13 protein-coding genes and 1 pseudogene are annotated in these 13,403 nt (G+C 42.3%); 1 reads left to right on the plus strand and 13 read right to left on the minus strand.

The window, feature by feature from the left end; genetic code table 11:
• Positions 1-369 precede the first annotated feature (369 nt).
• The 5 genes and pseudogenes from spoIIID to AB5618_RS04315 form a co-directional block, all read right to left on the minus strand.
• On the minus strand, positions 370-651 hold the full coding sequence (spoIIID, locus tag AB5618_RS04295; RefSeq protein ID WP_148461603.1) for a sporulation transcriptional regulator SpoIIID: 282 nt from the start codon (positions 649-651) through the stop codon (positions 370-372).
• A 145-nt stretch (positions 652-796) separates the two neighbouring features.
• Positions 797-1,566 (minus strand): annotated as a pseudogene (locus tag AB5618_RS04300) (IS5 family transposase).
• A gap of 79 nt (positions 1,567-1,645) precedes the next feature.
• Entirely contained in the window at positions 1,646-2,356 is a 711-nt protein-coding gene (locus AB5618_RS04305; RefSeq protein WP_148461602.1) for an RloB family protein, read from the minus strand.
• Positions 2,349-3,752, minus strand: a complete 1,404-nt coding sequence (locus AB5618_RS04310) for an ATP/GTP-binding protein (protein ID WP_226815296.1) — start codon at positions 3,750-3,752, stop codon at positions 2,349-2,351. Before AB5618_RS04310 ends, AB5618_RS04305 begins: the two co-directional genes overlap by 8 nt.
• 94 nt (positions 3,753-3,846) lie before the next feature.
• A complete protein-coding gene (locus tag AB5618_RS04315; RefSeq protein ID WP_148461601.1) occupies positions 3,847-4,410 on the minus strand; it encodes an acyltransferase in 564 nt (187 codons plus the stop codon).
• A gap of 295 nt (positions 4,411-4,705) precedes the next feature.
• Between AB5618_RS04315 and AB5618_RS04320 the strand changes: the two genes are divergently transcribed.
• Positions 4,706-5,980 (plus strand): IS110 family transposase, encoded by a 1,275-nt coding sequence (locus AB5618_RS04320; protein ID WP_148461600.1) that lies wholly within the window; start codon positions 4,706-4,708, stop codon positions 5,978-5,980.
• A gap of 257 nt (positions 5,981-6,237) precedes the next feature.
• On the opposite strand, the gene AB5618_RS04325 is transcribed toward AB5618_RS04320, so the two are convergent.
• The 8 genes from AB5618_RS04325 to AB5618_RS04360 are packed head-to-tail and all read right to left on the minus strand — an operon-like array spanning position 6,238 to position 13,403.
• Positions 6,238-7,284 carry an NAD(P)-dependent alcohol dehydrogenase gene (locus tag AB5618_RS04325; protein ID WP_148461599.1) on the minus strand — a complete coding sequence of 349 codons (1,047 nt, stop codon included), beginning with the start codon at positions 7,282-7,284 and terminating at the stop codon, positions 6,238-6,240.
• The gene (locus AB5618_RS04330) at positions 7,281-8,342 is read right to left on the minus strand and encodes a transaldolase family protein (protein ID WP_148461598.1); all 1,062 of its coding nucleotides are present in this window, start codon (positions 8,340-8,342) and stop codon (positions 7,281-7,283) included. The genes AB5618_RS04325 and AB5618_RS04330 overlap by 4 nt, the downstream gene beginning before the upstream one ends.
• Positions 8,343-8,355: 13 nt before the next feature.
• Positions 8,356-9,030 (minus strand): transaldolase family protein, encoded by a 675-nt coding sequence (locus AB5618_RS04335; protein ID WP_148461597.1) that lies wholly within the window; start codon positions 9,028-9,030, stop codon positions 8,356-8,358.
• A 14-nt stretch (positions 9,031-9,044) separates the two neighbouring features.
• Positions 9,045-9,521 carry an RpiB/LacA/LacB family sugar-phosphate isomerase gene (locus tag AB5618_RS04340; RefSeq protein ID WP_148461596.1) on the minus strand — a complete coding sequence of 159 codons (477 nt, stop codon included), beginning with the start codon at positions 9,519-9,521 and terminating at the stop codon, positions 9,045-9,047.
• A gap of 4 nt (positions 9,522-9,525) precedes the next feature.
• Complete coding sequence (locus tag AB5618_RS04345) at positions 9,526-10,473, minus strand: transketolase C-terminal domain-containing protein (protein ID WP_148461622.1); 948 nt, start codon at positions 10,471-10,473, stop codon at positions 9,526-9,528.
• Positions 10,473-11,300, minus strand: a complete 828-nt coding sequence (locus AB5618_RS04350; protein ID WP_148461595.1) for a transketolase — start codon at positions 11,298-11,300, stop codon at positions 10,473-10,475. The genes AB5618_RS04345 and AB5618_RS04350 overlap by 1 nt, the downstream gene beginning before the upstream one ends.
• Positions 11,301-11,327: 27 nt before the next feature.
• Positions 11,328-12,449: an iron-containing alcohol dehydrogenase family protein gene (locus tag AB5618_RS04355; RefSeq protein WP_148461594.1), complete on the minus strand. Its 1,122-nt coding sequence runs from the start codon at positions 12,447-12,449 to the stop codon at positions 11,328-11,330.
• Between the two features lie 33 nt (positions 12,450-12,482).
• Positions 12,483-13,403, minus strand: a complete 921-nt coding sequence (locus AB5618_RS04360; protein ID WP_148461593.1) for a DMT family transporter — start codon at positions 13,401-13,403, stop codon at positions 12,483-12,485.

A 13,403-nucleotide genomic window follows, 5' to 3' on the forward strand; every position in this document is an offset into this window, starting at 1 on the left:
TCATTCATTCGAATGATGATTCGTTAAGAATTTTCGAGAATCGTATGTGTTTCACTGTTTAGTTATCAAGGTTGTTTCGCTGTCATCTCTTTGCGACAGCTTATTTACTTTATCATATCTTTCAAATCTTGTCAAGCACTTTTTTCAAAAGTTTTTAAGATTTTCAAGATCCTGTCTAAAGCTGTTTGTTTCCGTCGTTCTGTTCAAATAACTTGGTTACTTTATCATAAGTTCAGTCATTTGTCAACAGTTAATTTGAATTTTCTGAAAACTATTTTATTTTTCAGTATTTCAGAAGCAATTCCTTACGACAGCTTGTTTACTATACCACTGCCGCAAAGAATCGTCAAGCACTTTTTACAAAAAAATTCATATTTTTTTGTGCAGATTGTTTTCCAGCATATGTTGATGCAAATACTTTTCCCTGGTAGCTAAACCACCTCTGATATGTCTCTCTGATTTATTCACCTCCAACACAGCCCTGGCCTGCCTTGCAAGTGCTGGATTTAAGCTTGCAAGTCTGGTCGTCACGTCCTTATGTACCGTAGATTTCGATATTCCAAATTTCTTCGCTGTCTGTCGCACCGTCGCTTTTGTTTCTATAATATAATTCCCAACTTCCACCGCCCGCTCCTCGATATAGTCTTTCATGGGTAAGGCCTCCATCGGCACCGTTTTTACAGTGTATGCACCATCCCCACCACAATATACAAAAACCGCCGCCAGATTTCTCCGGCGGCAGGAAATGATTTTTCAAACACGCTCTAGAGCGTGTTTGAAAAACATTCTAAGTTGTTCATTTTAACCAAATTAATATTGAGGCAATGCATATAATTCCTAAGAAGGTTGAAGCCAGTTTATCGTAACGCGTAGCTATTCGACGGAACGCTTTCAATTTGAGAAAATAGTTTTCTACTAAATGTCTCTCTTTGTAAAGCCACCAATCGCAATAACGATCAAACTTAGCTCCTTTTCTAGAAGGAATTGTTGGCTCTCCACCGTGGGTATAAATATAGTCAATCAGCTTGTTGCTATCGTATCAACGGTCAGCTAATACATTGCTTCCGTTTGTGTCGACATGATCTAACAAAGGGATTGCGTAATTAATATCGTTACGCTGCCCTTCGCTGATCATAAAATAAACCGGATAACCGTATGCATCTACAACTGCATGGATTTTTGTGCTGGCTCCACCACGGCTGTGTCCAATTTCGTTTGATGGCCCCCTTTTTTTGCTCCAGCACTATGCTGATGAGCCTGGACGATAGAGGCATCAATTGATAGTTCCGTTAATTCAGCTTCTAAGCTCAAGACACGAAAAATATTATCAAGGATGCCATCTTCAATCCATTTACGAAAACGGGAATAAACCGTTTGCCAGGCCCCATAACGTTCTGGGAGGTCCCGCCAGGGAGCCCCACTGCGAGCAATCCAAACAATTCCATTTAGAATTGTCCGATTACATTTTGAAGGACGACCTTGCTTTCCAGAATTTTCAGGTGGCAGTAAGGGAGCAACACGATTCCATTCATCATCGGTTAATTCGTATCGGCGCAACATAATCAACACCCCTTTTTCTTTATTTTAACATGAAAAAGGGTAAACGAATATATGTTTTGTGCAACTTTTATTTTTCAAACACGCTCTAGTTCTCTTTAAATTTTCTCTGCATTTCTTCTGGCAAATATTTCGCCAATTCCTCCACTAACTCGTGCACCTTTGTTCCTGGTGCTATTTCCGCCGGTGTTTTTCCCTCTCCATTTTTTATAATCCGCCTCGCATATCGAATTGCTAATTTCGGACTACCACCATTCATCAGCGTTTCAAATATGTTATCCATATTCTTCTCATATTTTCCAATTCCTAGTTCTCGAAATTTTTCATTCAGAAATTTCTTATACTCAGACCTATGATTATTTGAGGTATAATATGCGAAATGCAGCATAAACCAAAATTCAATACACTCATTACTCCATGCTGCATGATACTGAAGTTCTGGATTCTTTTGGTTCAACATATTTGCCCGCTGGACCACTCCATTAACATCGCAGGACGGGAAACTGTCTTTATCATAAACACACCATATCTGCCCTTTCGTAATCTTATTCTCACGTACATACTCTTCAGCCTTTCCAATCACACGCATCGTCTCAGCCTGACAGCCTTCAATTTCGATCAAAACCATATCACGATAAATAGGATTATCTTCGATATATCGTTTGAATCCTTGAAAATAGTTGGGTTCCGTTGCTTGTCCTTCGCAGAAAATATAGTAGCGAAATTCTTTCTTTTCCAGATATTCCTGCCGACGTTTCTTCTTCCAGTTATTCTTCTCTTTCCCTTCTCTTTTAGCCATTCACCCTCCCCCAATCTATTATTCTTTTGAGATACGGATCTGCACCATATTTTCCTTCCAGATACTGCTTATCAAACTTGGCATCTTTACGAACAGATTCACCTTTCTTATTTTTAAACTCTACAAGAGAATATAACTTTGAGTTCTGACATTTTCCCTTGGCTACAAACCAGATTTCATCTCTCCTGAACACTTCGCTGTTCATAGTAGATAAATCATGTGATGTAAAAATCAGCTGTGCACCTTTTTTATTCTTTTTCATATTGCCAAACATCATAATAAGGTATTTAAGTAATACCGGGTGTATCTTTGCATCTAACTCATCTATTACAAGAGTTGTCCCTCTTAGCAGACTTTTTGCAATAAACGGAAGCAAGCCAAATAATTTTCTTGTTCCACTGGATTCGTCAAATAAATTCAGCTCTGCTTCAAACTCATCTACTACGTGTTTTGTGAACACTTCAATCTGATCCTTTTCTTTTTCTTCTACACGAAAATCTACAATGTCCAAATCCATCTCCTGGATCATCTGAAGCATTAAGCTTTTTACCTCCTCTGACTTTGAAACAGCCATTCGTAATTCCTGTATAGGGTTTCCATAATTCAAAAAATCAATTTCTTCATCGAACCATCCAAGTACATCCTGTACCACCTCATTTTTCCTATAAGTAATTCCAAGATACGATAACAATGGTAATGTATCAGATAACTCATCACTGGTTTTTAATTTTGTAAAAGCACCTTTCAAAATAATTTCATTTTTATTGCGTTCAAAAAGTGCAGATTTCCTCCCAGTTTCCAGTTTTATGCGGTCTAGCCTTTCGTACTCAATCACTTCTTTTTTAACAATCAATTCATAACGATACTCTGTCAGTGCCGTTCTGAAGAACAGCTCAAATTCTGTCGGTTCATTTCTTGTCGCTTCGTCAAAAGCAAATGGCTCTATCACGACCTTTTTCATTTTCATTGCAGTCTCTTCGCTATTACTTGTGGCATATAATGGCCTTAATACTTTTGTAACCAGGCTATGGAGTGCTTCAAGAACGTTGGTTTTTCCTCCACCATTTGGTCCATATACAGCAGATACCGGTAAATATAATTCCCCATCTGTATCTTTTATAATCCGATCTTCATGCTCAGAAATGGCGGCAGCCTGCATATCAAATGTTACCTCATCCCGTATACTCTTAAAATTTTTCACTGTAAATTGGCATAACATTTTATTTACCTCCATTCGTCTAAACTTTTTATCTGTACCTTTATTATATCCAGTTTTTTGCTTTTCGCAATGATTTATGAGGTAAAATCTCATATTTATCGTTATAATTTTCATTTCTGCAATTTTCGACAAATTTTTACACTTTATACCATATATAAATTCCACAACAATATACAAAAACCGCCGCCAGATTTCTCCGGCGGCGGAAAGCTTTTCACGATTCAATATCAATATACTCAACTGCTATATGTTGGTTCCGTTACGTTTTGTGTCACTCTTCCTTAAACCTCTCCCCATCCAACTCTCTAATAACCTTCGCCGGGTTTCCGGCGACGACGGTGTTGGGGACGACGGTGTTGGGGGCGACGTCTTTGGTTGCTACGCTGGCGGCGCCTACGATGGCGTTTTCGCCGATGGTGACCCCTGGAAGGATGGTAACTCCGGCGCCGTTCCAGGCGTTTTTGCAGATGCGCACATCCTTCACTGTGAGGACATCACGCTCATAAAAATCATGATTGTTGGTAAGAATTGATGTATTCAAAGCAATACGCACATTATCTTCTATATAAATATTCCCAGCTGACATACATTTGCAATACGGCATGATGACTACATTCTTACCTATATGAATATCCGCAGCTAGATTCGCATAAAAAGGCGCCACCACCTTGCTTTTCTCCCAGAAGCCTCCTGTAAACAGCTCTTTCATCAGCTCCTGATATTCCACTGATAAAGGGTCCGCTGCATTAAATCTGTGCAAAATCCCTGTAGTACGTTTTCCTTCTTTAGAGCGCTCCGGATTGGGAATCCGCAAGTCTACCCGTCTTTCTTCCATAATAATCTCCATTCCGCCGCCTTCGGTTGGCGGCACAAATAGTAATGAAAGTGTTCCAACTCTCTACACTGTGCTGTAAAATAGTTTGCAAGAAGCTACACTACAAAGCACGGGAGGAGGAGTTGTAATAACTTTCTTCGTTTTAGACAGCATAATAATCAGTGTAAGTTCTGCCTTTTCAAGCACAAATAAGTGGCATCATGAATCCGTACACTAAGAATTGTTTAAGCACCTTAGTTTAATTGTGTGGCAGTTCAGTCAATGGCTTCTTATCATTCACGAAAGGAGTCTGACTATGAAAGTTACTTATCAAACCTGTTGTGGTGTCGATGTTCACAAATCTTTTCTCGTTGCCACAAGTGTAAAAACCACTGGTGGCATTGAGCCTTCTTACCAAAAGAAGCGCTTTTCCACCTTTAACAGTTCAATTCTTGAATTCAAGCAATGGCTTCTCGACAATGATTGCCATGATGTCTGTATGGAATCCACAGGTAAATACTGGGTTCCTGTCTTTAATCTTCTGGAAGATGAGATCAATGTTGTCATTGCCAATCCCAAGTGGGTAAAGGCTGTGAAAGGCAACAAAGATGATACCAAAGATTCTAAATGGATTGGGGATTTATTCCGTCTCGGACTTGTCAAAGGCAGCTATATCCCTTGTAAGATAGTCCGTATTCTCAGGGAATACACTCGCTATCGTTACAAGCTTGTTTCCTGCCGTTCAAGTGAAAAGAATCGATATCAGAATACTCTTACTGTCTGTAATGTTGCATTAGATTCTGTTGTTTCCGATATCTTTGGGAAGTCATCCATGTCCATTATCGACTATCTGCTTGAACAATCGGGTACATCCATTAACCACGAAGAAATCGCATCCAAGCTTCTTCGGAGCCTCAAATCCAAAGAAGATGCTGTTATAGAATCCGTCGAAGGATATCAAATGACTGATGCCCAAAAATATCGTGTGCGCCTCGTCCGCGCACATATGGATTATATCACAGCAGAAATCAACGATGTTGATAAAATGATAGAAAATATGATTTTTTCTAATCCTGATTTTGAAAATGCTGTCCAGTTTCTCTGTACCATTCCGGGTGTCAAACGTGATAGTGCAATCACTATCATCTCCGAAATCGGTACTGATATGTCTCAGTTCGGGGGTTCCAAACGTTTATGTTGCTGGGCTGGTCTTACACCAGGCAGCAATGAATCTGCTGGTAAGAAGAAATCTGTTCGGATTACACGTGCCGGTGTCTACCTCAAACCTGCATTAGTACAGTGTGCTCATGCAGCCGTAAAATCTGATAAATCTCCTTACTACAAAAAGAAATATGAATCACTTGTTAAACGTCGTGGCAAGAAAAGAGCCATTATCGCTATTGCCCGTATGATTCTTACTGCCATCTACCAGATGCTGTCTACTGGTGAGCAGTGGAATCCGAGCGATCTTTACAAAATCGATATGCCTGTAGCTCTTGTTGAAAAACAAAAGGCAAAAGCTATCAAGCAAGCCAAGAAACTATTGCAACGGGAGGGAATACTTCCTCCTGATGAACCATTAGCTTCTTAATCTAATTCACTATATCTATAACACTCTAAAAAGTTGCCTGATTTAGACAGCTTAGTAAAGTGCACCCATTTATGGCTGTCCTCTACTTTCTTTCACACTAATCTCCTCCTGAAAACTTACTGTTTTATTTTGTTACCATAAATAATACATCAAATATCCTTTACCTGTATAGAGCTCCACCATAAAAAAACAGCTGGAAACCGAAGATTTTTCTACATCTTTGGATTTCCAGCCATTTCTATTTTTTCATTAACCCCTTATTCCGTTACCTGAATAATTGTCTTCAGAACTTCGCTTCTGTGCTCAAACGCATATTCAAAAGCTTCCTGGCTCTTCTCAAACGGGAACATTGCAGGTTCAATGTGTTTCAGGTCAATCTTTCCGGTTCTTACAGCCTCGATGGCGATCGGGTAGATGTTGCGGTAACGCCATACGCTTCGGATGTCAACTTCCTTGCGGGCAAGCTCGCCGAATACAAATGGAATCTCGCCGCTGGCATTTCCTACGTTTACGATCACACCGGCTGTCTTAACGTATTTCCAGGTAGATGCAAGTGTTACCGGGCTTCCGGCTGTCTCGAATACGATGTCACAACCCTCGCCGTCTGTATATTCCATTACCTTCTCCACAGCATCTTCATTCTTTACGTTGATGGCATAATCTGCGCCGTGCTGCAGTGCAAGTGCCAGTCTGTTCTCAAGCGCATCAGAAACGATGATCTTGCTTACGCCCATAGCCTTGCAGGCAAGCATTGTCATATATCCGATGGTTCCAACACCGATGATCAGCGCTGTTTTTCCAAGCTCTGCGCCACCTCGTCCTGCAGCGTGCATACCCACGGATAATGGCTCCAGCATAGTTCCTTCCATAGTAGATACGTTATCCGGAAGCTTGAAGCACCACTCAGCCGGGTATGCGAAATAATTTCTTAAAGCACCGTTTGTAGGCGGTTTCGCTGCTGCCAGGAAATGTACATCCGGGCAAAGATTGTATTTTCCAGATTTGCAGTACTGGCATTTTCCGCAAGGAACACCAGGCTCCAAGGCAACTCTGTCCCCAACCTTCAAGGTTGTAACATCTTTTCCAACTTCGATAACGGTACCAGCACTCTCATGTCCCAGAATGAAATCCGGCGGAGCCTTTCTTGTTCCGATGGCTCCATTCTGGAAAAAGTGCATATCAGAACCACAGATTCCACAATATTCAATTTTTACAACTACCTGATCTGCTGCTGCAACAGGCATTTCCAGCTCTGTTCTCTCTAGACGCTTTACAGAGCACATTTTCATTGCATAGTTTTTCATATCATATAACCTCTGATTAATTTGCAAAGATCATCATATCCGGCAATAAATGTGGTAAGGGTATCTCTGAATCCACCATAGGTAACGAATTCTTCCGGTTTCATTCCATTCTCCTCGAAGGATTTATGGAACTCCTCGATCTTGTTCAGCTCGTTCATGTATACTTCCGGAACCTGATCAGCCATACGGTCTTTTACTTCTACGTCACAAGCGTTCAAACGTTTGTGCCAGGAGTAGTTGATTGTCTGAACAAGGTCACCGCCAAGGATCTCACACCAGTGGTAAACATTTCTGTTTGCTGCGCTAAGCAGTCTTGTTGTATATCCTCTCTCTTTGTAAATACGGTATGCTTCTTTGATAACTGCAACACCGCTCCACTCAAGAGCTTCCGGAAGAACAACCTGTCCGGTCTTTGTTGTGTTCTTCTTTAACCAGTCATCGGTACGTCCGATCATGATGGTGCAGATCGGAGCCATCTGGCTGTTGTCAAGGCCTTCTGCCTCACGGCGTTTCAGACCTCTCTCTACTGCTTCTGCTACTGCTACTGCCTGTGCTACTGTAAAGGAAACAGTTGCATTAATGCTTATTCCACGGTAAGTAGCCTCTTCCATAGCCTCAACACCTGCTGCGGAAGCCGGGATCTTAACCTGCATATTTGGTGCAAGGCTATTGATCTTAACTGCCTGCTCAACCATTTTATCTTTATTTCTGTAATATTTTGCGTTTACCTGAAGGGAAAGGCGGCCTTTTTTGCCTTTGTTTGCCTCGAAAACAGGAAGGAGTTTTTTGGAACGGAGTGCACCGATCTCATAGATCAGTTCCCATGCGATATCTTCCTCAGAAGCATCCTTCATTTCCACTACCATCTCTTTGATTCGTTTTTCCCAGATGTTCAGCTCGTTTTTGATAACGTTTCCAACGATAATCGGGTTACTGGTAGCGCCTACGATTCCTCTTTTTAAACCATATTCCAGCTCTTCTTCTCCACAGGAATCCATCCAGATATCAGTCTGTGGGAACTCTACTGCTGCCTGATGAAGTTTTCCTAAATATTCCATTCTCGTTTCCTCCTTATTCTGTTGCTGTGCTGTCCCATGCTTCACGGAAAATACCTAAGCCGTGAGTGGTAAATGGGTGCTCAAAGCTTGCTTCATATACTGCAAGTCCACAGGTTACGATATCAATACCAGCCTCTGCCAGTTCGCTGATCTGTCTTCCGTTACGAACTGCTGCTGCAATGATCTCTGTCTTGTATCCATAGTTCTTGTAAATCTTAGCGATCTCTTTCAGATATGCGGAGCTGTCACCGCTGTTCTCTTTCCAGCCAACGAATGGGGAAACAAATTTTACACCAAGCTTTGCTGCCGGGATAGCCTGAGATGGGGAGAATACTAAAGTAACGTTTGTACGAACCCCTTCTTTCTCCAGTCTTCTTGCTGCGATCAGACCCTCTTTGCAGCATGGAATCTTAATGCAGTAGTTTGGGCTGTAGGAAGCAACTTCTTTTGCTGCTGCCACAATGTCATCTGCCTTGTCAAGATGTGGATTGATCTCGAAGGATACCGGGAAATCCTTTCCCTCAAGTCCTGCATCTTTCAGCCACTGTGCAATCTCTTTTACACAGGTCATAAATGGCTTTCCGCTTAATTTGATGTGTTTCGGGTTTGTGGTTACTCCATCGATTCCATAGTTCTCGTATGCATATTTAATCTCGTCTAATTTCGCACTGTCCAGAAAATACTTCATAATGATAATCCTCCTTAACCGTAAATCTGCTCTTCGATTTCTTTTACTTTTTTCTCTGCGTTTCTAAGGTTATTTGCTCTCCACTCTTCCAGGTTCTGTGTGAACTCTGTGTTCAAAAATGTATCTGCGATCTGGCATCCCACAACTTCGCCTGTGATCCAACCACCCATTGTAAGAATGTTGGCATTATTGATTGCTCTTGATTTCTCTGCTGCGTATGTATTCTCGCAAACTGCAGCGTATACACCTTTGTGTTTGTTTGCCACGATGGACATTCCCATTCCGGTTCCGCAGATGAGGATTCCTTTTTCAAATTCTCCGCCTCCTACTCTTGGAGCCACGTTCTCAGCTGCTTCGTAATAGAACATTGCATTCTCTTCGCTCTGAGAGCCTGCATCTGTTACCTCGTATCCAGCTTCCACAAGATGAGCCTTTACAGCCTCTTTTAACTGGAATCCGGATTTGTCTGAACCAATGATAATCTTCTTCATATTCTTACCTCTTTTTCATTGCAATGGCTACTTTCGCCGCTGCTATAATATCTTTTGCTGTAAGTCCGTATTTCTCTTTCAGATATGGAGTAAGTCCAACCTCTCCGAAGTGGTCCATAACGCCAACCTTCTTTACAGGTACCGGATCCTTCTCTACCAGAAGCTCTGCAACTGCGCTTCCAAGTCCACCGATTACGGAATGGTTTTCTGCTGTTACTGCACAGCCTGTCTTTGCAACACTTGCAAGGACCATCTCCTCATCAAGAGGTTTCACTGTATGGATATTGATAAGCTCTGCATGAATGCCCTCTTTTTCAAGCTCTTCCACTGCTTCCACAGCATCTGCTACCATGATTCCTGTAGCGAAGATACTTACGTCACTGCCCTCACGCATCAGCTTGCCTTTTCCCAGCTCAAAGGTTTCCCCATCTTCAAAAACCTTCACTGCATTTCTTCTTAAAAGTCGGATATATACAGGTCCGTAGTGGTCTACGATCTGTGGGAAGATTGCTTTTAACTGTGCGCTGTCAACTGGCTCGTAAACAATCATTCCAGGAATATTTCTCATAATGGAAACATCTTCCATGCTCATGTGGGTTCCGCCGTTGTACTCTGCTGTTACACCAGGGTCGCTTCCCATCATCTTTACGTTCAGTCCTGCATAAGCAACGGACAGGGTAACCTGGTCGCAAACTCGTCTGGTGGCAAAAGCTGTGAATGTATGGGTGAATGGAATTTTGCCCATTTCTGACATACCAGCTGCTGTTCCGATCATGTTTGCTTCCTGGATTCCAACATCAAATGTTCTCTCCGGATATTTCTCAGCGAAGCGGAAGGTTCCGCCAGCTTTCATAAGATCCGCTTCCAAAATAACAATGTCTTTATTTTTGGCGGCATATTCAATAAGCAGATCTACATATGTTTCCCGAAGCCATCTATCTTCTAAAACCATCATATTTCCTCCTTATCTATCATATCCACCGCTTTTTTCCACATTTCTTCTGTAATTGTCATGTTGTGGCAGGCAACCAGATTCTCTGCAAAGTAAACGCCTTTTCCTTTGATTGTATTTAAGATGATCATGGACGGACGTCCTTTTTCTTTCTTCGCATTGTCGATAGCGTAAAGGATCTGCTGGATATCATGTCCGTCAACAGACTGCACATCCCATCCGAAAGCTTTCCACTTGTCCTCAAGAGGATCCAGGGTGTTTACATCTCCTACATAACCATCAATCTGCATTTTGTTGTAATCAGTAAATGCGATCAGGTTGTCCAGCTTTCTGTCTCCTGCAAGAAGTGCTGCCTCCCAGATCTGGCCTTCCTGGCTTTCACCGTCTCCAATGATGGTGTAAACATTCAAGTCTCTCTTATCTGCCTGTGCTGCAAGAGCCATTCCTACAGCTGCGGAAAAGCCCTGGCCAAGAGAACCGGTTGTCATGTCTACGCCATTTGTCAGGCGCATATCACAGTGGCTTGGAAGATGTGTTCCAGGACGGTTCAGGGTGTCCAGCTCTTCCTCTTTCAGGAAGCCTTTTAACGCCAGAGTGGCATAAACTGCAGGGCCTGCGTGGCCTTTTGATAATACAAAACGGTCACGGTTTTCCATCTTTGGATTCTCAGGGTCTACGTTCATCACATCAAAGTACAAAGCAGCTAATACTTCGCAGATGGAAACTGCACCACCGATATGTCCAACGCCAAGTCCTCCGATGGTTTTCACCGTTAATTTTCTGATTTCTTTTGCTTTTTCATTCAGCATTTCTATTTTTTTGCTCATTTTACTGTCATTTCTCCTTTCGGTTACTTACCTCATGGACTGATACATTTCATTTAATATTTCATCTGTAATCTCTACAGGGTTATTTAACATATTCGGATGATGGCTGGTCTTAACCAGTTCTGCAACCTGCTCATCTGTTAAATTGAAGTCTTTCAGGTCAAGTCTCAGGCCAAGATCTACCTTCAGCTCATGGATGGCATCTGCCAGTGCATAGGTATCAGCGAAACCGAGCTTCCTTGCAAATTCATGAACTCTTCCGTTCTCTACCTCAGCATTGATTCTTGCAAAGCAGTCCAGGGTCAGGCCACAAGCCTCGCCGTGTGGAATATGATAGAGATTGGTCAGCGGGAAGGAGCAAGCATGGGAGCTTGTTGTCTTTGGAAGAGTAAATGCAAGACCAGCGATAACGGATGCCTCTGCCATTTTTGCTCTGGCTTCTTTATCCTGTGGATCTTTGTAAGCTCTTCTCAAATATTTGAAAACGATCTCGCAAGCATGAAGTGCAAGTGCATCGCATACAGGCTGATGACCTTTGCTCCAGAAGCCTTCCAGTGCGTGGCACAGAACGTCGATTCCGGTGCTTGCTGTGATTCTCGGAGGTAATGTGTAGGTCAGCTCCGGATCGATCATTGCGATAGACGGATAGAATCCATTAGAAACGATAGGGCCTTTCTTTCCAAGCTCATGGTCGCTTAATACTGCAACACAGGTAACTTCACTTCCGGTTCCTGCTGTTGTGGGAACTGCGATCAGTGGAAGATGTTTCTGTGGCATCGGTACGCCGGTTCCATGATAGGTTCTTACGGATTCACCTTCACGGAAACACATGGTTGCAGAAGCTTTTGCACAGTCAAGAGCACTTCCACCGCCCAGTGCAACTACGAACTCAATATCATTCTCACGGATGAGTTTTGCGCAGGCATCTACTTCTTTTACCTCAGGGTTCGGGGAAACCTCTCCGTAAACACAAACCAGTGTGCCGTCGCTGTCTTTCACGATCTTATCTGCCAGACCGTTTGTAAGGAAAAACGGGTCACTTACCAGGATTCCTCTTTTGCATCCCATGGATGCTGCTACGTCTTTAACTTCCTTCACGATTCCTTCACCGAAACGAATTGTTACCGGCTGTATATATTCCCACTTCATACCTGTACCTCCTGTTTGATACACTTTTAATTTTTATCTTTTATTTTTATCTGCTGGCATGGCTTTTTGCTGCATGAGGATTCCCAATGCTCCAAGAATTACAACAGCCATTCCGATATACTGTTTTCCCACCATGTGTTCTCCGAAAAGAACGAAGGTAATGATCGTTGAAACGATGGGCATAAACAAAAGGAAAACTTTTACCAGCCATACAGGATAATTTCTAAGGTTATGATAATAAACTACGTATACCAGCGTCTGTCCTGCTGCTGCAAATAACAGTGCCAGTGCCACATATTTATCAGTAAAAATATTCTGTACTTCTTTTACAGTTCCGGCAATGAGAGATGCCGCTGTAAAAAATATCATTGTGATAAAGTTGTTATAAAAAGCAACTACATCATCACAGATCGGGTTTTTCTTATCCAACTGCACGCTTTTGATCACGAATGCATTGATGGAAACAAACAATGCACTGAGCAGGAAAAAGATATTTCCCGGTTCAGCGATCTTGAAGTTGGTAAAGTCAATTCCCATTACCATGAATACGCCGAACAGCATCACAAAGGTGCAAACCCATGCTTTCCATGTAAATTTCTGTTTGTAAACGATGACTGATATGATGTTTACCATAAGAACGTCACACTTGAGAAGCGCTGTTCCTGTAGCTGCTGAGGACATGGACAAACCTAAGAACGCTGTCCAGTCCAGCAGAAAGCCAAGGGTTCCGATCATTACCAGTCTTGCTCTTACCCCTTCTGTTTTCCATAACAGTCCAAGTTCGCCTCTTTTGGCCATGATCACGATCAGGGCCAGCATAACCACAAAACGAATGGAAAGGCCTGAGGTAAAGGAGGATGTAAATCCTACCAGCTTTTGGCTCGCCACGTAATAGGTTCCCCATATTACTGGCAGGATCAGCAATGGAAAAAGTGACTTTTTTTCTTCTGCCAT

Source organism: Ruminococcus sp. J1101004sp1_RTP21198st1_B9_RTP21198_201120 (genome assembly GCF_040924245.1).
Lineage (GTDB): Bacteria > Bacillota > Clostridia > Lachnospirales > Lachnospiraceae > Blautia_A > Blautia_A faecis.

What these genes read in the sequence shown, in the direction of transcription:
- spoIIID (WP_148461603.1), bottom strand. Translation starts at nt 651, where the DNA reads ATGAAAGACTATATCGAGGAGCGGGCGGTGGAAGTTGGGAATTATATT.
- AB5618_RS04305 (WP_148461602.1), bottom strand. Translation starts at nt 2,356, where the DNA reads ATGGCTAAAAGAGAAGGGAAAGAGAAGAATAACTGGAAGAAGAAACGT.
- AB5618_RS04315 (WP_148461601.1), bottom strand. Translation starts at nt 4,410, where the DNA reads ATGGAAGAAAGACGGGTAGACTTGCGGATTCCCAATCCGGAGCGCTCT.
- AB5618_RS04320 (WP_148461600.1), top strand. Translation starts at nt 4,706, where the DNA reads ATGAAAGTTACTTATCAAACCTGTTGTGGTGTCGATGTTCACAAATCT.
- AB5618_RS04325 (WP_148461599.1), bottom strand. Translation starts at nt 7,284, where the DNA reads ATGAAAAACTATGCAATGAAAATGTGCTCTGTAAAGCGTCTAGAGAGA.
- AB5618_RS04330 (WP_148461598.1), bottom strand. Translation starts at nt 8,342, where the DNA reads ATGGAATATTTAGGAAAACTTCATCAGGCAGCAGTAGAGTTCCCACAG.
- AB5618_RS04335 (WP_148461597.1), bottom strand. Translation starts at nt 9,030, where the DNA reads ATGAAGTATTTTCTGGACAGTGCGAAATTAGACGAGATTAAATATGCA.
- AB5618_RS04340 (WP_148461596.1), bottom strand. Translation starts at nt 9,521, where the DNA reads ATGAAGAAGATTATCATTGGTTCAGACAAATCCGGATTCCAGTTAAAA.
- AB5618_RS04345 (WP_148461622.1), bottom strand. Translation starts at nt 10,473, where the DNA reads ATGGTTTTAGAAGATAGATGGCTTCGGGAAACATATGTAGATCTGCTT.
- AB5618_RS04350 (WP_148461595.1), bottom strand. Translation starts at nt 11,300, where the DNA reads ATGAGCAAAAAAATAGAAATGCTGAATGAAAAAGCAAAAGAAATCAGA.
- AB5618_RS04355 (WP_148461594.1), bottom strand. Translation starts at nt 12,449, where the DNA reads ATGAAGTGGGAATATATACAGCCGGTAACAATTCGTTTCGGTGAAGGA.
- AB5618_RS04360 (WP_148461593.1), bottom strand. Translation starts at nt 13,403, where the DNA reads ATGGCAGAAGAAAAAAAGTCACTTTTTCCATTGCTGATCCTGCCAGTA.